Origin of the sequence: Brevundimonas sp., assembly GCF_013912065.1 — a bacterium.
In the GTDB taxonomy this organism is placed as follows: domain Bacteria; phylum Pseudomonadota; class Alphaproteobacteria; order Caulobacterales; family Caulobacteraceae; genus Brevundimonas.
This window is the reverse complement of sequence record NZ_JACESA010000002.1, coordinates 1-21,326: the sequence shown is the minus strand read 5'-3', so window position 1 is coordinate 21,326 and position 21,326 is coordinate 1. Positions and strand designations below refer to the sequence as shown.

At 66.8% G+C, this 21,326-nt stretch carries 18 protein-coding genes and 1 pseudogene; 12 read left to right on the top strand and 7 right to left on the bottom strand.

The window, feature by feature from the left end; all coding sequences use genetic code 11:
- The first annotated feature begins 29 nt into the window (after nt 1-29).
- Nucleotides 30-1,304 (top strand): FAD-dependent oxidoreductase, encoded by a 1,275-nt coding sequence (locus tag H2037_RS01925; protein WP_292117027.1) that lies wholly within the window; start codon nt 30-32, stop codon nt 1,302-1,304.
- Here H2037_RS01925 and H2037_RS01920 read toward each other — a convergent pair.
- A complete protein-coding gene (locus tag H2037_RS01920; RefSeq protein WP_292117025.1) occupies nt 1,301-1,888 on the bottom strand; it encodes a TetR/AcrR family transcriptional regulator in 588 nt (195 codons plus the stop codon). The genes H2037_RS01925 and H2037_RS01920 overlap by 4 nt on opposite strands.
- A 121-nt stretch (nt 1,889-2,009) precedes the next feature.
- On the opposite strand from H2037_RS01920, the gene H2037_RS01915 reads away from it, so the two are divergent.
- Nucleotides 2,010-2,417, top strand: a complete 408-nt coding sequence (locus tag H2037_RS01915; RefSeq protein ID WP_292117022.1) for a RidA family protein — start codon at nt 2,010-2,012, stop codon at nt 2,415-2,417.
- 16 nt (nt 2,418-2,433) lie between these two features.
- Here H2037_RS01915 and ahpF read toward each other — a convergent pair whose 3' ends face one another.
- The gene (gene ahpF, locus H2037_RS01910; protein WP_292117019.1) at nt 2,434-4,020 is read right to left on the bottom strand and encodes an alkyl hydroperoxide reductase subunit F; all 1,587 of its coding nucleotides are present in this window, start codon (nt 4,018-4,020) and stop codon (nt 2,434-2,436) included.
- A gap of 157 nt (nt 4,021-4,177) precedes the next feature.
- Complete coding sequence (gene ahpC, locus H2037_RS01905; protein ID WP_292117015.1) at nt 4,178-4,741, bottom strand: alkyl hydroperoxide reductase subunit C; 564 nt, start codon at nt 4,739-4,741, stop codon at nt 4,178-4,180.
- Between the two features lie 272 nt (nt 4,742-5,013).
- On the opposite strand from ahpC, the gene H2037_RS01900 reads away from it, so the two are divergent.
- Nucleotides 5,014-6,939: a hypothetical protein gene (locus H2037_RS01900; protein ID WP_292117012.1), complete on the top strand. Its 1,926-nt coding sequence runs from the start codon at nt 5,014-5,016 to the stop codon at nt 6,937-6,939.
- Nucleotides 6,940-6,991: 52 nt separating this feature from the next.
- On the opposite strand, the gene H2037_RS01895 is transcribed toward H2037_RS01900, so the two are convergent.
- Nucleotides 6,992-8,194 (bottom strand): DUF1343 domain-containing protein, encoded by a 1,203-nt coding sequence (locus H2037_RS01895; protein WP_292117010.1) that lies wholly within the window; start codon nt 8,192-8,194, stop codon nt 6,992-6,994.
- Between the two features lie 208 nt (nt 8,195-8,402).
- The gene (locus tag H2037_RS01890; protein ID WP_292117008.1) at nt 8,403-8,906 is read right to left on the bottom strand and encodes a DOMON-like domain-containing protein; all 504 of its coding nucleotides are present in this window, start codon (nt 8,904-8,906) and stop codon (nt 8,403-8,405) included.
- A gap of 129 nt (nt 8,907-9,035) precedes the next feature.
- Between H2037_RS01890 and H2037_RS01885 the strand changes: the two genes are divergently transcribed.
- The 5 genes from H2037_RS01885 (at nt 9,036) to H2037_RS01865 (ending at nt 13,602) form a co-directional block, all read left to right on the top strand.
- Nucleotides 9,036-9,848: a class I SAM-dependent methyltransferase gene (locus H2037_RS01885; protein ID WP_292117004.1), complete on the top strand. Its 813-nt coding sequence runs from the start codon at nt 9,036-9,038 to the stop codon at nt 9,846-9,848.
- A 66-nt stretch (nt 9,849-9,914) separates the two neighbouring features.
- Nucleotides 9,915-11,168, top strand: a complete 1,254-nt coding sequence (gene tyrS, locus H2037_RS01880; RefSeq protein ID WP_292117002.1) for a tyrosine--tRNA ligase — start codon at nt 9,915-9,917, stop codon at nt 11,166-11,168.
- A 94-nt stretch (nt 11,169-11,262) separates the two neighbouring features.
- On the top strand, nt 11,263-11,748 hold the full coding sequence (locus H2037_RS01875) for a peroxiredoxin (RefSeq protein ID WP_292116996.1): 486 nt from the start codon (nt 11,263-11,265) through the stop codon (nt 11,746-11,748).
- Nucleotides 11,749-11,906: 158 nt separating this feature from the next.
- A complete protein-coding gene (locus tag H2037_RS01870) occupies nt 11,907-13,052 on the top strand; it encodes a peptidoglycan DD-metalloendopeptidase family protein (protein WP_292116993.1) in 1,146 nt (381 codons plus the stop codon).
- A complete protein-coding gene (locus H2037_RS01865; protein WP_292116990.1) occupies nt 13,036-13,602 on the top strand; it encodes a polymer-forming cytoskeletal protein in 567 nt (188 codons plus the stop codon). Before H2037_RS01870 ends, H2037_RS01865 begins: the two co-directional genes overlap by 17 nt.
- Before the next feature lie 56 nt (nt 13,603-13,658).
- Here the strand turns inward: H2037_RS01865 and prfB are convergent.
- Together prfB and H2037_RS01855 are read right to left on the bottom strand one after the other, a co-directional pair.
- A protein-coding gene (gene prfB / locus H2037_RS01860; RefSeq protein ID WP_292116987.1) for a peptide chain release factor 2 occupies nt 13,659-14,781 on the bottom strand; the annotation gives its coding sequence in 2 pieces (ribosomal slippage) (nt 13,659-14,711 and nt 14,713-14,781; 1,122 coding nt in all).
- A gap of 121 nt (nt 14,782-14,902) precedes the next feature.
- Nucleotides 14,903-17,314 carry a penicillin-binding protein 1A gene (locus H2037_RS01855; protein WP_365832799.1) on the bottom strand — a complete coding sequence of 804 codons (2,412 nt, stop codon included), beginning with the start codon at nt 17,312-17,314 and terminating at the stop codon, nt 14,903-14,905.
- A 136-nt stretch (nt 17,315-17,450) separates the two neighbouring features.
- On the opposite strand from H2037_RS01855, the gene H2037_RS01850 reads away from it, so the two are divergent.
- The 4 genes and pseudogenes from H2037_RS01850 to mutL all read left to right on the top strand — a co-directional run.
- Complete coding sequence (locus tag H2037_RS01850; protein WP_292116984.1) at nt 17,451-17,879, top strand: organic hydroperoxide resistance protein; 429 nt, start codon at nt 17,451-17,453, stop codon at nt 17,877-17,879.
- Nucleotides 17,880-17,936: 57 nt separating this feature from the next.
- Nucleotides 17,937-18,941 (top strand): cobaltochelatase subunit CobS, encoded by a 1,005-nt coding sequence (cobS, locus tag H2037_RS01845; protein WP_292116982.1) that lies wholly within the window; start codon nt 17,937-17,939, stop codon nt 18,939-18,941.
- Nucleotides 18,942-19,013: 72 nt separating this feature from the next.
- Nucleotides 19,014-20,801, top strand: a complete 1,788-nt coding sequence (locus H2037_RS01840) for a response regulator (protein WP_292116980.1) — start codon at nt 19,014-19,016, stop codon at nt 20,799-20,801.
- Nucleotides 20,802-20,883: 82 nt separating this feature from the next.
- Nucleotides 20,884-21,279, top strand: a pseudogene (gene mutL / locus H2037_RS01835) (DNA mismatch repair endonuclease MutL); the annotation flags it as partial.
- Nucleotides 21,280-21,326: the final 47 nt, after the last annotated feature.

The window sequence follows — 21,326 nt, the reverse complement described above, 5'->3', positions numbered from 1 at the left end:
ACATCCAGGTCTCGCCTTAGGAGACCCGAATGCAGCACGACATCGTCATCATCGGCGGCGGCGCGGGCGGACTGGAGCTCGCCGCCCGGCTTGGGCGTAAATTCGGCGCCCGCGAAGGCCGCCGGCGCGTCCTGTTGATCGACCGGTCCATCTTCCACCTGTGGAAACCCAGCCTGCACGAGGTCGCGGCCGGTTCCCTGGACAGTCACCAGGAAGGTCTGTCCTATCCGATCCTGGCCCGCCGCAATCATTTCAGCTTCGCCTTCGGCGACCTGACCGGCCTCGATCCGGCGGCGAAAACCCTCACCCTGGGCGCGATCCGGAATGACGACGGCGAGGTCCTGGTCGAACCCCGCACCCTGGCCTTCAACACCCTGGTCCTGGCGATCGGCAGCGGCTCGAACCTGTTCGGCACCCCCGGCGCGGCCGAACACGCCCATCTGCTGGAGGATGTCGCCGACGCCGAGGCCTTCAACCGGCGCCTGACCTCGGCCTTCCTGACGACGGCCTATTCCGACGGGCGAACCCTGAACATCGCCATCGTCGGCGCCGGCGCTACCGGCGTCGAACTGTCCACCGAACTGATCGAGGGTCACGACGAGCTGTCGGCCGGCCTGACCCAGGAGCAGAGATTCGACCTGGGCGTCACCCTGGTGGAGGCCGCGCCGCGCATCCTCGGCGGCCTTCCCGAGCGGGTCTCGACCAAGGCCGCTCATGCGCTGGAAGCCAAGGGCGTTCGCCTGCTGACGGACGCCAAGGTCAATGCCGTCCACGCCCACCGTCTGGACACGTCCCAGGGCGAAATCCCGGCCGATCTGATCGTCTGGGCCGCCGGGGTGAAGGCGTCCGAGCAAAACCGCGATCTGGGCCTGGAGACCGGCCGCCTCAACCAGTTCGTCGTCGACGACCATCTGCGCGCCTCGGCGCCGGGGATCTACGCCATGGGCGACTGCGCCGAGGCGCCGGGGCCGGACGGTCGTCCCGTTCCCGCCCGCGCCCAGGCGGCGGCCCAGCAGGCCGCCTATCTGGCCAGGGCCCTGTCGGACCCGTCACGCGATCCGGGTCCCTACGTCTATCATGACAAGGGCTCGCTGGTGTCGCTGGGCGGCGACCGGGGCGTCGGGTCGCTGATGGGCAATCTCGGCGGACCCAATTTCCTGATCGAGGGCCTGGTCGCCAAATGGGCCTATATGGCCCTGCACCTGGACCACCACCGGGCGATCCTGGGCGTCCGCCGCACCGCAATCCTCGCCCTGTCCCGCCTGCTTCACCGCCGCGTCTCGGGGCGACTGAAGCTGCATTAGGGTTGCAGCCGCAGGCCCGAGACCATCTGCCGGAAGGCGTCCACGGCCTTGCCCATCACGGCCTGCGGCTCGTCCGCCGCCGCGACCCACAGGGCCGCGTTCAAGGCCGCTCCGTTGACCAGCCGGGCGGCCGCCTCGGGGTCCACGGGCTTGACGATGCCGTCGTCGATCAATTGCTGGATGGTCTGGATCGTCGTGCGCAGACAGGCCGTCTGGTTGGGCCAGCGCGACGGATCACCCAGCACCGCCGGCCCGTCCAGCAGCATGATGCGCTGGATTTCCGGCTCCAGCGACATCTCGACATAGGCGACGCCCTCGTCGACGAAGGCGTCCCAGGTCGAACGCCCCTGCCCCGCCGCGCGCATCCGCACCAGCATCTCGGCGTCGATCTGGTCGATGACTGCTCTCAGCAGTCCCTTCTTGTCCCCGAAATTGTGATAGAGGGCGCCCCGCGTAAGACCCGCTTCCGCAGTCAGCTGGTCCATGGACGCCGAGGCGTATCCATGGGTCGCGAACGCCCGCCGCGCCGCCGCGATCAGACGCGCCCGCGTCTCTTCGACCATCTCCGCCCGCGTCGCCGCCATCGGATTTCCTGTTCGCCTAAATTCCACGCCCGCATGTTGACATACGCGTCGTATGTACCGACGTATTCACATACGAGGCGTATACTAACACTCCTCCTCGATGTGAACCCAGGACCCCGACATGACCACGACCAATACCAGAGACGCCGTTTTCCCTGCGGGCCGCCATGACTTGTACGCGCAGCACGGCTACTCCGCCGCCATCCGCTCGGGCGACCTGCTGTTCGTCTCCGGCCAGGTGGGCAGCCGCCCGGACGGCTCGCCGGAGCCGGACTTCCCCGCCCAGGTCCAACTGGCCTTCGACAATCTGAAAGCCGTGCTGAACGCCGCGGGGGCCGGCTTCGACGATATCGTGGACGTCACGACCTTCCATACCGATCCGGAAAACCAGTTCGGCGCCGTCATGGCCATCAAGCAGCGCGTCTTCGACACGGCGCCCTATCCGAACTGGACCGCCGTGGGCGTCAACTGGCTCTCCGGTTTCGACTTCGAGATCAAGGTGATCGCCCGCATTCCGGCGACGGCGTGACAGGCCTGGAGGCGGCTCAGGCCGCCTCCACCACTTCCTCGGCCGGGACCGTGCGGATCATATAGTCGAAGGCCGCCAGACCGGCCTTGGAACCCTCGCCCATGGCCACAACGATCTGCTTGTAGGGCACGGTGGTGACGTCGCCGGCGGCGAAGATCCCCGGCTGCGAGGTCTCGCCGCGGTGATCGACCTCGATTTCGCCGCGCTGGGTCAGACCCACGGCGCCGTGCAGCCATTCGGTGTTCGGCACCAGGCCGATCTGGACGAAGACGCCTTCCAGATCGACGTCGTGATGGGCGTCCGAGTTGCGGTCCTTGTAGGACAGGCCCGTCACCTTCTCGCCGTCGCCATGCACCTCGGTCGTCAGGGCCGAGGTGACGATGCGCACGTTCGGCAAGGTCGCCAGCTTGCGTTGCAGCACCGCATCGGCCCGCAGTTCGCTGTCGAACTCGATCAGGGTCACATGGGCCACGATGCCGGCCAGGTCGATGGCCGCCTCGACGCCCGAGTTGCCCCCGCCGATCACCGCCACCCGCTTGCCCTTGAACAGCGGCCCGTCGCAGTGCGGGCAATAGGCCACGCCCTTGTTCTTGTACTGATCCTCGCCCGGCACGTTCATCTGGCGCCAGCGCGCGCCGGTCGACAGGATGACGGTGCGCGACTTCAGGCTGGCGCCGTTCTCCAGCACCACCTCGTGCAGCCCGCCGGGAACCTTGGCCGGGACCAGCTTCGTCGCCTTCTGCAGGTTCATCAGGTCCACCTCATATTCGCGGACATGCTGTTCCAGATGGGCGGCCAGTCTCGGCCCCTCGGTATGGGGCACGGAGATAAAGTTCTCGATCGCCATCGTGTCCAGCACCTGGCCGCCGAACCGTTCGGCCGCGATCCCGGTGCGGATGCCCTTGCGAGCGGTATAGATGGCCGCCGCCGCCCCGGCGGGGCCGCCCCCGATCACCAGGACGTCGAACGGCGCCTTGGACTTGATCTTCTCGGCCGCGCGCGCCTCGGCGCCGCTGTCGATCCTGGCGACGATCTGCTCCAGCTCCATCCGGCCCTGGCCGAACAGTTCGCCGTTCAGGAAGACCGTCGGCACGGCCATGATCTTGCGTTCCTCGACCTCGTCCTTGAACAGGCCGCCCTCGATGGCGACGTGTTTGATGCGCGGGTTCAGCACGCTCATCAGGTTCAGCGCCTGCACCACGTCGGGGCAGTTCTGGCACGACAGCGAGAAATAGGTCTCGAACACATAGTCGCCGTCCAGGTCCTTGACCTGCTGGATGACGTCCTGCGCCGCCTTGGACGGATGGCCGCCGACGTGCAGCAGGGCCAGCACCAGCGAGGTGAACTCGTGGCCCAGTGGAATGCCCGCGAAGCGCACGCCGATGTCGGTGCCCTTCCTGCGGATCAGGAAACTGGGCTGGCGCTCGTCGTCATAGTCGCGGCCCATCTCGACCTTGCCGTGCGAGACAGCGACGATCTCCTCCAGCAGGCCCTTCAGTTCGACCGACTTCGGCCCGGCGCCCAGCGAGGCGACCAGTTCGACCGGATGGACGATATTCTTGAGGTAGCCCTCGAGCTGAGTTTTCAGATTGGCGTCCAGCATGGCGGGCTCCTCTAGACTGTTGGAACGCGACGCCTGCGAGCCCGATCCCGGGCGAGGCGAACACGACGAAATAGCAGGCGGCGGGGGCTGAAACGCAACACGCCCCCGCCGACCGAACGGATCCGGCGCGAGGCCGGATCCGATGGGCGTGTCGGTCTTAGATCTTGCCGACGAGGTCGAGCGACGGCGCCAGGGTGGCTTCGCCTTCTTCCCACTTGGCCGGGCAGACTTCACCCGGATGCGCGCGAACATACTGGGCGGCCTTGACCTTGCGCAGCAGTTCGGCGGCGTTGCGGCCGATGCCTTCCGAGGTGGTTTCGGTGAACTGGATCACGCCGTCCGGATCGACCAGGAAGGTCGCGCGGTCGGCCAGGCCCACGCCCGGACGCATGGCGTCGAAGTTGTTGGTCACGACGCCCGAGGGATCGCCCAGCATGGTGTAGGTGATCTTGCCGATGGCCGGCGACGAGTCGTGCCAGGCCTTGTGCGAGAAATGGGTGTCGGTCGACACCGAATAGATCTCGACGCCCAGCTTCTGGAACTCGGCGTAGTTGTCGGCCAGGTCTTCCAGCTCGGTCGGGCACACGAAGGTGAAGTCGGCCGGATAGAAGAAGAAGACCGCCCACTTGCCCGCCACGTCGGCGTCCGTGACCGTCAGGAACTTGCCGTCCTTATAGGCCTCGGCGGTGAAGGGTTTGAGGGTCGTGTTGATGAGGGCCATGCAGGGCGTCCATTCAGCAGTAGGTTGGGGAGGCCCGCTTCCTACCGCACCGCAACAGATAAGCCCAATCAGTTATTTGCAGGTGCGTGATAGATTTTGGTTATAGCAAAATCCAACCCCACCCGACCCCGTCATCCTCGGGCTCGACCCGAGGATCCATACGCCCGGTGTTTGGACAACGAACTCGGTCCGCGCGTGACAAAGAGTGCAACTTGCAGGGCTCTGCCGTCGCCGCCTAAGGTGTCATGGATGACCTTAGTTGACATGCTCTGATGGACGTTCGCCACTTCGACCTTTTGCCGGGCGACGTCACCGTCGTTGAAGCCCTTCCCGAGGGGCGCGAGCCCTGGGGTTTCGCCCCGTTTGACGATCAGTGCGCGGTCATCAACCTAGTCGATGATCGCTTCATCGTGGCCTTGGGAAAAGCGCGCGGTAGACGACTGCCGAGGGTCGGGGTGTTCGACGTGGAAGAGCGGACCGTGGTCGCGACGGTTCAGAGCGCGGCGTTCCAATACCTTTCAGGCTTCGCCTTCTCGAGCAAGCATCGGGCTGTCTTCATCCCAGACAGCTCAGGTGAGCGGCTCGACGACATGCCGTCGGCCCTATTGAGGGACGGCCTTCGTCGTATCGACGTCGATACGGGAACGCATCGCTTTATTCATTTGGCGCCCGGCTTCTTCATCAGCGACATCGTCGCGCGCTCCGACGGAGCCATTGTCTGCAACGGCAATGGTAAGCGCATTGCAGTCCTGCACCCGGAAGACGACTCAGTTGAAGTGAGCGAGGCGACAGGCTTCATTCGCACATTCCAGAAGAGCCAAACCGTCTTCAAACTCCGATGGTTCAGCCCTGACGGCTATTGGGCGCTGCGCGCACATCTGGGGTCTGTCGTGACCCACGATCCGTCGCTGCTCGAGCGGCTGTTTCCCGGTCGCGCAAAGGCCGTTCATCCCGATCTCGCCATTATCAAAGGCCGGGCCTACGGTGTGAGCCTGGATCTTTACCGGCTCGATCCCTTCCGCCACCATCGGCGGCTAGCGCTTCGGTACCAGCCGACGCCTTCACCAAGCCTCGGACGGGTCTTGGACTACTATGCTGACCGCCAAGACTGGCGGACGTGGGACGGGCGAAGCCAGCTGTTCTTTACCAAGGATATGACCACGGAAGACCGCAAGAAGTATCAAATACGGAAAAGTCCCGAAGAAGCGGCGGTCTCCTTTTTGACGGGGGTCGAGGCGGTCACATGGGACGCTGACAGCTTGGGTTTTGTCGCGACCTTTACTGACGGTCAGACGCGGCATGTGACGATTGACGGTCAGGTGGGACCGCTCCAGCCGGCGGTCCCCGAGCCCAAATATGTCATGGGCAGCCTTACACCACGCCCTCTGCCGTCAGAGCAGGCGATCTCCCGCGTTCGTCGCGACATCGCTGATCGCGCCACAGTCCGGGTACCCCTTCATGACGCATCGCCTGCCGGCTTGGCCATGGCTGTCAGTGAAATGGCGGACCGGATGGAGGCGGGGCTTGCTGATCTTGTGTTTAATGATGCCGTCCAGTTCGTCGTTATCGACGGCAGAAGGCGGCTGAACGATAAGCGCTTCTTCGACCTAGTACGCGCTCTTCCAGCAGATGAACGCCAGGCCATCATCCCGCCACTGCGACGGCTGCTAGAAAGCTATGGACGTCAGGTCGCAGAGCGAGACTCGGTCATATCGATCAAGTGGGGCTTCACCGGCGAGAACGCCGAACATGCCGCGCTGTCACAAGCCGCGCTGATGTTGGCTCAGTTGGATCCGGGCAGCTTTGAAGTGCTGCGCGGATGGTTCGAGTCCGTTGATCAAGAGCACGATTATTTCGCTGCAGAGAAGGTGTTACCGGCCATCAAAAAGCGGGTTGGATTCGACGACCTCGCCACCGTCCGCTTCGGGCTGTGGTTCCTGATGTATCAGTGGCAAACGACCTCCTACGATCTATCCAAACTCGGAGTCATCGAGGCGGCGCGTGGCCTTTTCGACCCGCCGTCATTTGCAGCAGCCGTCACTGAAGAAGCTCAGAAATTCTCTAGTTTCGACGGGTTCAAGGACAGCGACACAAGCGATGTTGAACATCGCATTGGGATCATCGTTGCGATCTTAGACGTCGCGCACCCTTGGGACCAAGCGGCGAGCCGGATGTTGGTAAAGCCCGCTGTCGCCTAGGCGCTCCGAGGAAGGTCCGCTTCCCCCCGAATAGATGTCCAGCACGTCCGCCTCAATACAGCAGGAACCCCCGCCGCGCCTCTTCCCACGCCGCCTCATCCGGCCGCGTCGCCGCCTCCAGATCCCCCGGCCCCGCCGCCGCGTCGTCCACCCATGCCCGCAGCCCCGGTCCGCCGTTGATCACATCGATGGCCAGTTTCCCGAACGCATACTCGTACGGAAAATCCCGCCACAGGTCGTAGTCGGGATACAGCCGCCGGATCGCCTTGAACCCCAGGGCCTGCACCCGCCACGGCTTGAAGGCCGCGTGGTCATAGCCGGGGTGATCGACATGGATCTGCACCCCGCTGCACAGTTTCCCGACATGCTTGTGGAAGGTCGGCTCGAACCACATGTCGCGCAGTACGCAGCCGCCCAGCCAGTCCGGGGCCAGCCGCCGCATCTCCGCGATCACCGCCCGCGCATCTATGTCCGGCGCCCCGAACAGCTCCAGCGGCCGGGTCGTGCCCCGGCCTTCCGACAGGGTCGCCCCCTCCAGCATCACCGTGCCGGCATAGGCCCGCGCCATCGACAGGTTCGGCGCATTCGGGCTGGGGTTGACCCAGGCCCGCTGGCCCAGCGGCCAGCCGAAGCCCGGCCCCGCCTCGGGGGCCCAGCCCTGCATCTCCACCACCTGATAATCCACATCCAGCTTGAACTGGTCGATGAACCACAGGCCCAGTTCGCCCAGGGTCATCCCGTGCCGCATCGGCATCGGCCCGGCCCCGACAAAACTCTCCCAGCCGGGCTTCAGCGTCATGCCCTCGACCGGCCGCCCCGCCGGATTGGGCCGATCAAGCACCCACACCGACTTGCCGTGTTTCGCCGCCGCCTCCAGCACATACAGCAGCGTCGTCACATAGGTGTAGATGCGGCAGCCCAGGTCCTGCAGGTCGATCAGGACGACGTCGAACGTCTCCATCCACTCGTCCCTGGGCCGCCGCACCTCGCCGTACAGGCTGAAGACCGGGAACCCATGCACCGGATCGCGATAGTCCGGGCTCTCCATCATATTGTCCTGCAGATCGCCCTTCATCCCGTGCTGCGGCCCGAAGGCGGCGGTCAGCTCGATTTCGGGACAGGCGGCCAGGGCGTCCACCGCATGACCCAGATCCCTGGTCACCGAGGCCGGATGCGCCAGCAGAGCCACGCGCCGCCCCTTCAGCTGCCCCCTCAGGGCGTCGTCGGACAGCAGGCGGTCGAGACCGAAATTCATGGGCGGCTCCTGAGACTCTCGGCCCAGCCATGCCCGACGATGGGGCCGCTCACAAGCCGTCCCCCGCCCTCTCCACGCGTCATCCTAGGCCTTGTGCCTAGGATCCATAGACTCGAGCGGCGAAGACCGGACTCCCAACCCAAACACCGGGCGTATGGATCCTAGGCACAAGGCCTAGGATGACGGGGTTTGGGGCGTAAGCGGCGCATCAAAGAACAGCCGCCCATCCCTTTTCATTGTGAAAATCCGGTTCCTCGGACGGATGCGCCAGCCCCCAATAGGCGATCGCCCCATCCAGCCCCTCGACCACCGCCGTCAGCCCGACCGCGTCCGTGACATCCTGCGGCAGTTCCACATCGACCGTCAGCACGAACCGCCCCTGCGCCATCCGCGTCACGATGAAGGGCGCCGCGATCTCAAGCCCCCGCATCCCCTCGCGATAGCCGTCGAAACGATAGGCCGCCCAGGCCCCCGACGGCGACAGATTGTATTCGACATAGCCGTCCGCCGTCCGCACGAAGGCCTCGAAACAGGTCGTCCGCCACAGGTCGTCCGTCTGCACCCGCGCCGCCGCCTGCGGCCAGCGTACAAACTCCACCGGCCCGGCCAGGACGTACTCCAGGCTCAACACCCGTCCCGCCCGCCGCGCCTCGACCTCCAGCGTCAACCCGGCGGGGGAACAGGTCGGGTGCGGGATCAGGGGCAGACGCATCCGTCCTTCGTATCGAACGGGGGGCGGCGGTCAACGGCGCTCCGCCTGCCGATGAGGTTTGTCAGATGCGCCATGGCCCTCCCCGGCCGCAGGTGTTACATATCACTGGTATCGGAGATGAGATCGGCCATGAACCCGAATAAGGCTCTGTGGGAGAAGGGCGATTTCACCCGTATCGCCGCCTCCATGCGCTCCAGCGGCGAGGACTTCGTCGACAGTCTGAATATCGAGCCCGGTCATCACATCCTCGACCTCGGCTGCGGCGACGGCACCACCGCCCTTCCGGCCGCGCAGCGCGGCGCGACCGTCCTCGGCGTGGACATCGCGGCCAATCTGGTCGCCGCAGGCAACCGTCGCGCCGAAGCGGCCGGACTGGACAATCTCCGATTCCAGGAAGGCGACGCATCCGATCTCCAGGAGATCGCCGACGAGCGGTTCGACCTTGTGGTCAGCATGTTCGGCGCGATGTTCGCCCCCGACCCCGCCAATGTCGCCCGCGAAATGGTCCGGGTCGCCCGACCGGGCGGCCGGATCGTCATGGGCAACTGGATTCCCGGCGACCCGACCCTGATCGCCCAGGTCTTGAAGACCAGCGCCGCCTATGCGCCCGCACCGCCCCCCGGCTTCATCAGCCCGATGGCCTGGGGCCTGGAAGAGGTCGTGAATGAGCGGTTCATTGCGGCCGGCCTGTCCGCCTCGAACATCACCTGCCGACGCGCCACCTATGTCTTTCGCAATGACGGGCCGCCGCGCGACCTCGTCCAGACCTTCAAGACCTACTACGGCCCGACGATGAACGCGTTTGAGGCCGCCGCGCGCGAGAATAAAGCCGACCAGCTCGAGGCCGAACTGATCGACCTCTTCGAGCAGCACAACCGCGCCGGGCCCGACGCCACCGAGATCCCAGCGACCTTCCTAAGAGTCGAAGCCTTCAAGCCCTAGCTGGGGCGGGCGGGCATACGGAAAGGGAAGACGACCGTCGGCATCCCTGCTAACGGACCCTCCGCCATGACCGAACACGTTTTCAAATCCGACTTCCTCCGCACCATGCAGGCGCGGGGCTATATCCATCAGATCACCCATCCGGCCGAGCTGGACGAGGCGGCGACCAGCGGGATCGTCACCGGCTATATCGGCTTTGACGCCACGGCGCCGTCGCTGCACGTCGGCCACCTGATCCAGATCATGCTGCTGCGCCGTCTGCAGCAGGCCGGGCACAAGCCCATCGTCCTGATGGGCGGCGGCACGACCAAGGTGGGCGACCCCTCCTTCAAGGACACCCAGCGCCCCCTGCTGACCGAAGCGCGGATCGCCGAGAACATCGCCGGCATCAAGGGCGTGTTCGAGAAATTCCTGACCTTCGGCGACGGCCCGTCCGACGCCGTCATGCTCGACAACGACGAATGGCTGTCGAAACTGGGCTATCTGGAGTTCCTGCGCGACTACGGCACGCACTTCACCGTCAACCGCATGCTGAGCTTCGACTCGGTCAAGCTGCGCCTCGAACGCGAGCAGCCCCTGACCTTCCTCGAGTTCAACTACATGCTGATGCAGGCCACCGACTTCCTGGAGCTGAACCGCCGCTACGGCTGCCAGCTGCAGATGGGCGGGTCGGACCAGTGGGGCAATATCATCAACGGCGTCGAACTGACCCGAAAGGTGGACCAGAAGGCCGCCTTCGGCTTGACCACCCCCCTGCTGTCGACCGCCTCTGGCCAGAAGATGGGCAAGACCGTGGGCGGCGCCGTCTGGCTGAACGCCGACGCCCTGTCGCCCTATGACTACTGGCAATACTGGCGCAACACCGAGGACGGCGACGTCGCCCGGTTCATGCGCCTGTTCACCGACCTGTCGGACGACGCGATCGCCGGCTACGAAGCCCTTGAGGGCGCGGCGATCAACGACGCCAAGAAGGCCCTGGCCGACGCCGCAACCACCATGCTGCACGGCGCCGACGAAGCGGCCAAGGCGCGCGCCGCCGCCGAGACCGCCTTCGAGAAGGGCCAGATCTCGGCCGATCTGCCGACCATCGAACTGCCCGCGGACGAGGTGTACGGCGCCATGATCGCCGCCGTCGTGACCAAGGCCGGCCTGACCGCCTCGAACGGCGAGGCCCGCCGCCTGGCCCAGGGCGGCGGCCTGCGCCTGAACGACGCCCCTGTGTCCGACGGCGCCCAGCTGCTGACCCAGGCCGACCTCAAGGACGGCGTGATCAAGCTGGCGGCGGGCAAGAAGAAGATCGTGCTGGTTCGCCCCGTCTAACTCCGCCGCATCTGACGTCCGCAGCGCTTGATCCAACGTACTGGCTCGCGAAAGAACTGGGTCCCGGCTTTCGCCGGGATGATCGGAGTTTGAAATGTCCGCTGCCGAAGGCCAACCCGCCCCCGCCCTCGATCTCCCGACCGACGGCGGCGGCCGGGTCTCCCTCGCCGCCCTGAAGGGCAAGCCCGCGGTCGTCTATTTCTATCCCAAGGACGACACGACCGGCTGCACCCGCGAGGCCCAGGACTTCACCGCCGTGGCCCCCGACTTCGCCGCCCTGGGCGTCCCCGTCATCGGCGTGTCCAGGGACACGGTGAAGAAGCACGACAAGTTCAAGGCCAAATACGACCTCGCCGTCGTCCTGGCCTCGGACGAGGACGGCGCGGCCTGCGAGGCCTGGGGCGTCTGGGTTCAGAAGAAGCTCTACGGCCGCGAATATATGGGTATCGAGCGCGCCACCTTCCTGATCGACGCCCAGGGCCGGATCGCCCGCGCCTGGCGCAGCGTCAAGGTCGCCGACCACGCATCGGCCGTGCTGGCGGCCGCTCGCGACCTGGAACGGGGTGCACAATCCGGTTGAATCGCGATTCTCGATTTCCCTCTTTGCGGGAGTCTCAATCAACAATGTCGTGATTTCGGCCTTTTGGGGCTCTAATCGTGGTTAACGCAGCATGAACAGTCTTGCCCGTGTCATCTTGGCACCGGATAAACCTCCCCTCGACGTGGGGGCGTTGCGTAATGACTGCGGAAGACCAATCGCGAAGACCGTCCTGGATCGAACGCGTTCTGCCCGTTCGATACGTCTATCTCCGCAGTCATGACGAGGTTCGGGCCTATGCCCTGACCGCCCGCCGCCAGGTGACCCTGGGCCTCGTGGTCATGGCGGCCGTCACCTGGACCCTGATCACGTCCGGCGCCTTCCTGTTCGACACGATCGCCCGGCAGCGCGCCGATTCCGAGGTGATCCGCGCCCGCGCCGCCTCGGAACGGCTGAACGCCGACCTCCAGGCCCGGCTGGAGAGCGCGGTGGTGCGGATGTCCGCCGCCAACGGGTCGCTGGACCAGACCGCCGCCATGATCGCTCGCCGCCACGCCGCGCTGACCACGGTGATGAGCAAGTTCCAGGGTGTGGACGGCGCCGCTAAGGCCCTGGCGCCCCGCCCCGTCCCCGCCGGCGTCGGTCCGATCCAGCGGATCATGGCCGTGCGTCTGGACCAGGAACGATTGCTGGACCGGGCCGAGACCTTCGCCCAGACCCGCGCCGAACGGCTGCGCCTGGCCTTCCGTCTGGCGGGCCTGAACCCCGCCGCCTATATGGCCGCCTCCGGCCCCCTGGGCGGACCTCTGGTCGAGGCGCGCGATCCCCGCGCCCTCGCCGCCATCCTCGACGTCGACGAGCCCTTCGCCGTCCGCATCCGCCACGCGGCGACCAATCTCAACGAGATGCGGGCCCTGACCGACGCCGCCGAGGGCCTGCCGTTCAAACGCCCGACCCAGGCGCGCACCACCTCCGGCTTCGGCGTCCGCTTCGACCCGTTCAACGGCCGGCCCGCCGTCCATCAGGGCCAGGACTTCGCCGCCCCGCTGAACACCCCCATCTACGCCACTGCGCCCGGCGTCGTCGCTTTCGCCGGGGTTCGTTCAGGCTATGGCAATACTGTCGAGATAGATCATGGCCGCGGTTTCAAGACGCGCTACGCCCATCTCAACACCCTGGGGGTCAAGCCCGGCCAGTCGGTCTCGCTCGGCCAACGTGTCGGGGCCATGGGCACCACGGGCCGCTCCACCGGCGTCCACCTCCATTACGAAGTCTGGCTGAACGGCCGACCACAGAACCCCGCACGCTTCCTCAGAGCAGGAGATCAACTTGTTCAACAAGATTAGCAAAACCCCGCCCCCCGCGCCTTCGAACCGCCCGTCCGCGCCGGTGATCCCGCCGCTGCCGGACATGCCGTCTCCCCCGCGCGCCGGCGCCCCCGCGCCGACCTCCTCGCCTGTGCCGACCGGCCGCGGCCTGTCGACCCTGTCGTCGGACCTAGTGTTCGAAGGCAATGTCAGCGGCGACGGCGACCTGCAGATCGACGGCCAGGTGAAGGGCGACGTCCGCGTCGGCCGCCTGATCGTCGGCGAGACCGGCGCCGTGGAAGGCAATGTCCAGGCGGACTTCATCGAGGTCCGCGGCCGTGTCGTCGGCGGCGTTCTCGGCAAGCAGGTCAAGCTGGTCGCGACCGCCTATGTCGACGGCGACATCACCGCCGAACAGCTGTCGATCGATGTCGGCGCCTTCTTCCAGGGCCGTGTCGCCCAGGGCCAGCGCCAGACCCCGGCGCCCGCCGCCGTGGCTCCGGTCGCGCCGCAGCCGGCTCCCGCGCCTGCGCCCAAGCCCGAAACCGAGGCCAAGCCAGACCTCGTCGCCGCCAAGCCCAACGCCTGATCCAGAACCGAAGCCCCTCTCCGCCGTTCGTGGCGGAGAGGGTTGCTCCCTGAACTTTACGCCGCGCTCGATCCGCGCGTCTCGCCGACCCGCGCCGCCAGGGCCGCGCCCATGAAGGCGTCCAGATCGCCGTCCAGCACCCCTTGCGTATCCGAGGTCTCGACCTCGGTCCGCAGGTCCTTCACCATCTGATACGGCTGCAGCACATAGGATCGGATCTGGTGTCCCCAGCCGATGTCGGTCTTGGCGTCGGCCAGGGCCTGAGCCACGGCCTCGCGCTTCTGCAGTTCCAGCTCGTACAGCCGCGCCCGCAGCATCTTCCACGCCTGTTCGCGGTTCTGGTGCTGCGACCGGCCGGCCTGACAGGCCACCACGGTGTTGGTCGGGACGTGGGTCAGGCGCACGGCCGAGTCGGTCTTGTTGATGTGCTGACCGCCCGCGCCCGAGGCGCGATAGGTGTCGGTCCGCACGTCCGACGGATTGATGTCGATCTCGATGGCGTCGTCGACGACGGGCGAGACGCCGATGGAGGCGAAGGAGGTGTGCCGCTTGGCGGCCGCGTCATACGGACTGATGCGCACCAGCCGGTGCACGCCCGATTCCGACTTCAGCCAGCCATAGGCGTTGGGACCCGAGATCAGGATGGTGGCGGACTTGACCCCCGCCTGCTCGCCCTCTTCGTGGGCCTCGATCGTGACCTCGTACCCGTGGGCCTTGGCCCAGCGCGAATACATCCGCAACAGCATGCCGGCCCAGTCGTTGGACTCGGTGCCGCCGGCGCCGGAGTTGACTTCCAGATAGGCGTCGTTGCCGTCGGCCTCGCCGGACAGCAGGGCCTCCAGCTCGGCCCGGGCCGCCCGATCCTTGATGCCCCGTAGCGAGACGCGCGCATCCTCCAGCGCGCCCTCGTCGCCTTCCTCGTCCGCCATCTCGGCCAGCATCACCCCGTCCTCGAGGTCCTGCTCCATCGCCTTGACGGAATTGATCTGGGCTTCCAGGCGCGAGCGATCGCGGCTGACGGCCTGGGCCTCGTCGGGCCTGTCCCACAGGGTCGGGTCCTCGACCCGCGCGTTCAGCTCATCGAGCTTTCTTAGAGCGACATCCCAGTCAAAGACGCCTCCTGAGCAGAGCGACGCTCTGCTCGATGTCGGCCTTCATGGCCTCGACATCCGGTCTCATCGCAATCTCCAGCGACAGAAAAGCCCTCAAGCAGCGCGGCCCGCGGGCCGCGCGATAGGGCGGATTGAAAGGAAAACGGCGCGCCACGAGGACGCGCCGTTCGATGGGCCTACCTAGAGCCTCAGTACAGTCCGCTCAAGTCCTCGGCGGGCGCCTTCTTCGGCGGCGGGGGCGCCGCGACCGGCGGCGGAGCGCCCGTTGCGGCGGCGGCGGCCTCCTGCTCGCGACGGATCACCTCGTAATAGTTCTGCGGCCCGACCGGCTGGGTCGGCGCCTGGACTGGCGCCGGCGCCTGGCGTTCGGTGCCCGGACGGAAGGCTTCCTCTATGCCGTTCACGGTGCGGAAGACGGCGTTCTTGGGCCGGACGAACGGCCGGGCCGGCCTTTCCTTCAGCGCCGTCTGCATGAACTCGGTGAAGACCGGCACAGCGGCCGAGGCCCCAGCCTCGCCGGACCCCAGGGACCGGTTGTCGTCGAAACCGACGAAGACCCCCACCACGATGTCCGTGGTGAAGCCGACGAACCAGGCCGAGCGATATTCATTGGTCGTGCCGGTCTTGCCGCCGACCCAGCGCCCCAGGCCGCGCGCGCTGGCGGCGGTGCCGCGCTGAACCACGCCCTCCAGCATCGAACTCATCTGATAGGCGGTGATCGGGTCGATGACCTGGGTTCCGCGCGGCTGCAGGCGCGGCGATTCCTGGCCCGAGAAGCCCCGGCCGCATTCGCGGCAGTTGCGGGTGTCGGCGCGGAAAATGGTCTTGCCGTCCCGGTCCTGGACATAATCGATCAGATAGGGCGTGACCCGCCGGCCGCCGTTGGCGAAGGCGGAATAGGCGGCCGTGATCTCCAGCGGCGTAACCTCGCCGGCCCCCAGCGACACAGACAGGTTCGGCGTCAGGCCGGGAATGCCCATCCTGTCGGCCTGATCCACGATCTTCTTCATCCCGACCGACTGGGCCAGCCGCACGGTCATGACATTGCGCGACAGCTCCAGGCCCCGCCGCAGCGTCTGGGGGCCGTAATACTGACGGCTGTAGTTCTCGGGCGTCCAGCGCTGGCCATTGGCCCCGCCGGCGAAGCTGATCGGCGCGTCCAGAACGATCGAGGCGGGCGTGAAATCGCCTTCCAGCGCGGTCGCATAGACGAAGGGCTTGAAGGCCGAGCCCGGCTGACGTCGCGCCTGGGTCGCCCGATTGAAGCTGGACAGGGCGTAGGAATAGCCGCCGACCATCGCCAGCACACGGCCCGACTGGGGCTCGACCGCCACCAGAGCGCCGTTGACGCGCGGAACCTGTTTCAGGGCGAACTGCCCGTCCTTCTTCTCGACGAAGATCAGCTCGCCCCGGCGCAGTTGCCGGTTGGCGTTGGCCCAGGCGGCGTCGGCCGCGATCAGGGTTCCGGTCTCGTCGTCCTTGGCGGTGCGAACGCGGACATTGTTCCCGCTGACGCTCTCGATGGCGGCGGCCTGCCAGGTGCGACGTTCGGGCGGGGCCTGTTCCTTCAGGGCCGCGGCCTGCCAGCCGTCGGCGAAATCGGTCGTGCCCCAGCCGCCGCGCCAGCCGTGGCGACGGTCGTAGTTCTCGAGCCCCTGCATCAGGGCCTGGCGCGCGGCCGTCTGAAGGGTCGGATCCAGGGTCGTGCGCATGTAGAAGCCGCCGGCGCGCAACTGGGCGCCGAAATCGGGATTGGCCGCCGCCTGACGCCGCGCCTCCTCCACGAAGAAGTCGGCGTCCTTGTAGTCCGACCGCTGGGGCGCATCGCGCGTATTCAACGGCCGGGCGCGCGCCTCGACCAGTTGAGCCTCGGTCAGCCAGCCGCTCTGCTCCATCTCGCCCAGCACCCAGTCCCGCCGGCCCTTGGCCGCGCCCGGATGACGTTTGGGGTGATAGTTGTTCGGACCCTTGGGCAGGGACGCCAGGAAGGCCGCCTCGTCCGGCGTCAGCTGGGCCAGGGACTTGCCGAAATAATTATAGGCGGCCGAGGCGATCCCGAACGAGCGATAGCCCAGGAATATCTCGTTCAGATACAGGTTGAGGATCTGCTCCTTGGACAGGGTCGCCTCCAGGCGATTGGCCAGGATGGCTTCCTTCAGCTTGCGGTTCAGGCTCGATTCGTTGGTCAGCAGGACGTTCTTGGCCACCTGCTGGGTGATGGTCGAACCGCCCTCCAGCCTGCGCCCCTGGGCCAGATTGACCACGTTCTTGATCGAGGCCCGGCCGATGCCGCCCACGTCTATGCCGCCGTGCTGGAAGAAGTTGCGGTCTTCTGCGGCCAGGAAGGCCTGCACCACCGTCAGCGGAATCTGATCGTAGGAGACGTAGATGCGGCGCTCGTCGGAGAATTCGCCGATCAGGGTGCCGTCGCCGGCATAGACCCGCGTCGCCGTCGGCGGCCGGTAATCGGCCAACTCCGAGGCGTCGGGCAGGTCGTGAAACAGCCACGCCGCATAGACGGCGACCACCAACCCCGCCAGGGCGATGCCACCCAGCAGAACCATGCCCGCCCACACGAACCAGCGTTCGGCAATCTTCACTGCTTACTCCGACGACACGCCCCGAAAGGGTGCTTTAGCCCGCGTCGCCCCCCTAAGGCTAGGGCGAGGATGCAACGCCCCCTCGCCGTCTCCCGTTGAAGCCCCATATCCGTCTTCTCAACCCCAGGAGCCCACCATGGAAGTTCTGTATCGCGCCCAGGCCACTGCGTCCGGCGGCGGCCGCGAAGACGGCCGCTCGGCCACCGACGACGGTAAGATCGACGTCAAACTCTCCACCCCCAAGGAAATGGGCGGCAAGGGCGGCGACGGCACCAATCCCGAACAGCTGTTCGCCACCGGCTACGCCGCCTGCTACCTCGGCGCGCTTCGCCTGGTCAGCGGCAAGGCCGGCACGCCGGTCGGTCCCGACACCAGGATCACGGCCGGGGTCGGCTTCGGCAAGAACACGCTGGGCGAGGGTTTCAACCTCGATATCGACCTGACCGTCACCGACCACGGTCTGGACCAGGCGGTGATCGACGATCTGATCGCCCAGGCGCACCAGGTCTGCCCCTATTCCAACGCCACCCGCGGCAATGTCGACGTGAGACTGGCGGCGAAATAAGCGTGTGTTGAGCCGCGCGTGTGTTGAGCCATGCGCGCGGCGCCTCTAGATGGGGGCATGACCTCTCCGCTCGACGCCTCCCCCGATCCCCTGCTGACGCTCGAACCCGCCCGCCGCGTGACCCTGCGCGAGGCCTTCGGCGTGGACAGCGACATGACCGTGCCCTGTTTCGCCGAGCGCGACAGCCATGTGCCCGAGATCGACACGGCCTATCGTTTCGATCCGCAGACGACCATCGCCATCTGCGCCGGCTTCGCCTTCGACCGCCGCGTCATGGTCCAGGGCTATCACGGCACCGGCAAGTCGACCCATATCGAACAGGTCGCCGCCCGCCTGAACTGGCCCCTGGTGCGCGTCAACCTGGACAGCCACGTCAGCCGGATCGACCTGGTCGGCAAGGACGCCATCGTCCTGAAAGACGGCAAACAGATCACAGAATTCCGCGAGGGCATCCTGCCCTGGTCGCTGCAACGCCCGGTCGCCCTGGTGTTCGACGAATACGACGCCGGCCGTCCCGACGTCATGTTCGTGATCCAGCGCGTGCTGGAGGCGCAAGGCCGCCTGACCCTGCTGGACCAGAACCGCGTCATCCGCCCGAACCGCTATTTCCGTCTGTTCGCCACGACCAACACCATCGGCCTGGGCGACACCACGGGCCTGTATCACGGCGCGCAACAGATCAATCAGGCCCAGTTGGACCGCTGGAACATCGTCACGACGCTGAACTACCTCGACCACGACGTCGAGGCCGAGATCGTCGCCGCCAAGGTGCCCGAATGGTCCGACGCCGAGGGCCGCCGCCGCATCGCCGCCATGGTCCGCGTCGCCGACATGACCCGCAACGCCTTCATGAACGGCGACATCTCCACCGTCATGTCGCCCCGCACCGTCATCACCTGGGCCCAGAACGCCATCATCTTCGGCGGCGACGTCGCCCTCAGCTTCCGCCTGACCTTCCTGAACAAGTGCGACGAACTGGAACGCCCCACCATCGCGGAATTCTACCAGCGCGCCTTTGGCGAGGACCTGCCGGAGGCGGCCACTCGGGTGAAAGTGGGTTAGGACGTCCTCCGGTTGAGGCCTCATTAAGCTCCGTCCCTTATGGCAACGCTTGCGACAGGGGAACGTGGCGAAGTGGCCGATAGTACGGATTATCTGAGAGCCTACGCCGACCGTTATCGGGACATGTTTCCCGTACGACTGGCCACCATAGCCGCCATCGTGCTGGTGGCGCTTTGGGTGATCGGATGGGGCTGGGCGGCCAATTTCGCGATCATTCAGTTCGGCCTCTACGCCCTGCTCTGGCGCGTGGTCCAGACCGCGCGGGCCCGTCCGGAGGCGCCGGGCGCCGAGCGCCGGTTCACCCTCTATACCGAGGCCGTCACCCTGGCCCTGGCCTCGCACAACGCCCTGTTCATCCTGGCGGTCTGGCGGGCCGAACCGCAATATCTGGACTATCTCCGCCTGCTGCTGGCCGGAAACCTGATGGTCGGCGCGCTTCAGGTCCATATCAGCCGACGCAGTTTCGCGGCCGCCGTCATTCCCCCCTCGATCGCCGCCCTGATCATCGCTTCCAACCAGCCTGTGGCGGGGCCAGCGTTGAAGTTCGCCGTCGGCCTGTTCGTGCTGGGCGTCATCGGCGCGGCCTGGCGTCAGTGGCGCAGCGACCGCGAGACGGTCGAACTGATGGTCGCCCTGACCGAACGCTCGCGCCAGCTTCAGTCCGCCCTCGCCCAGGCCGAGACCGACCACGCCGCCGCTGAACGGGCCAACAAGGCCAAGTCCCGTTTTCTGGCCATGATCAGTCATGAGGTCCGAACCCCGCTGAACGTCATCCTGGGTCTGACCGAGGTTCTGCGCGGCCGACGCCGTCCCAAGGCCGAGGCCGCCGTCATCGACGACATGGCCGACGCCGGCGGCATGTTGCTGCGCCTGCTCAACGGCGCGCTGGACCTGTCCAAGATCGAGTCCGGCCAGGTCGATCTCCACCTCGCCCCCGTCGATCTCGCCGAACGGCTGGACGCCATCGCCCGCGTCTGGCGGTCACGCGTGAACGAGCTGGGCCTGACGCTGGAGATCGAACGCCAGGGCGCGGCCGAGGACTTCATCGTCCTGACCGACGAGGCCCGCGTCGAACAGATCCTGATCAACTATCTGTCCAATGCGCTGAAACTGACCCCGGCCGGAACCATCCGCATCCTGGCCCGCGCCCTGCCCGCCGCCGACGGTCGCGTCTCCCTGGCGTTCGAGGTTCACGACCAGGGGCCGGGCGTGCCCGAGGATCAGCGCGAACGCGTCTTCCAGCCGTTCGAACAGCTCGCCGCCGGTCGCGCGGCCGGCGGTTCGGGTCTGGGTCTGGCCCTGTGCCGCGCCAGCGCCCAGGCTCTGGGCGGCGAGGTCGGAGCGGACGCGAGCCCGTCGGGGGGCGCCCTGTTCTGGTTCGGTTTCACGGCCGAGCGGGCGACCCTGCTCGCTGTCCCCAAGGCCTCGTCCCAGACCCAGGATCAGCCCCAAACCCAGACCCCGCGCGAGCCGCTTCGCGTGCTGGCCGCCGAGGACCATCCGGCGAACCGCAAACTGCTCGCCCTTCTGCTGCAGCCCTTCGGCGTCGACCTGGTGCTGGTCGAGAACGGACAGGAAGCCGTCGCCGCCGTGCGCCGGACCCGGTTCGACCTGATTCTGATGGACGTGATGATGCCGGTCATGGACGGCGTCGAGGCCGTCAACCTCATCCGCGCCGACGAGGCCGCGTCCGGCCTGCCCCGCACCCCGGTCCATATGCTGACCGCCAATGTGTTCGACGAAGACGTGGCCCGTTACAGAGAGGCCGGCGCCGACGGGGTTCTGCGCAAACCGATCGAGATCGCCGCCCTCCAGGCCGTTCTGCAGGACACGGCCGCCGCCGCTCACGCCCATGCCTGACCAGTCCGCCTGACCAATCGGCCTGACGCCCCTTCAACCGGCGTGGCGCGAATCCCTTCGGCCGCCTATCTTGCCGGGTCTGATGCCCATTCGTCGCCTCTCCCCCGAAACCGTCAATCGCATCGCCGCCGGCGAGGTGGTCGAGCGGCCGGCCAGCGCCATCAAGGAACTGGTCGAAAACGCCCTGGACGCAGGGAGCCGCAATATCGAGATCCAGGCGGACGGCGGCGGCCTGTCGCGCATCCTGATCGCCGACGACGGCAAGGGCATCCCGAAAGACGAACTGCCCCTGGCCGTCGAGCGCCACGCCACGTCCAAGCTTGAGCCCGACGACGCCGGCGACGTGGACCTGCTGCGCATCCACACCCTGGGCTTCCGGGGCGAGGCCCTGCCCTCGATCGGCTCGGTCGCCCGCCTGTCCATCACCACCCGGTCGCGCGACGAGGCCGAGGCCTGGACCATTCAGGTCGAGGGCGGCGCGACCGGGTGGTGATGGACAGGCGGGCGACCGAGCCGATCGAGGGC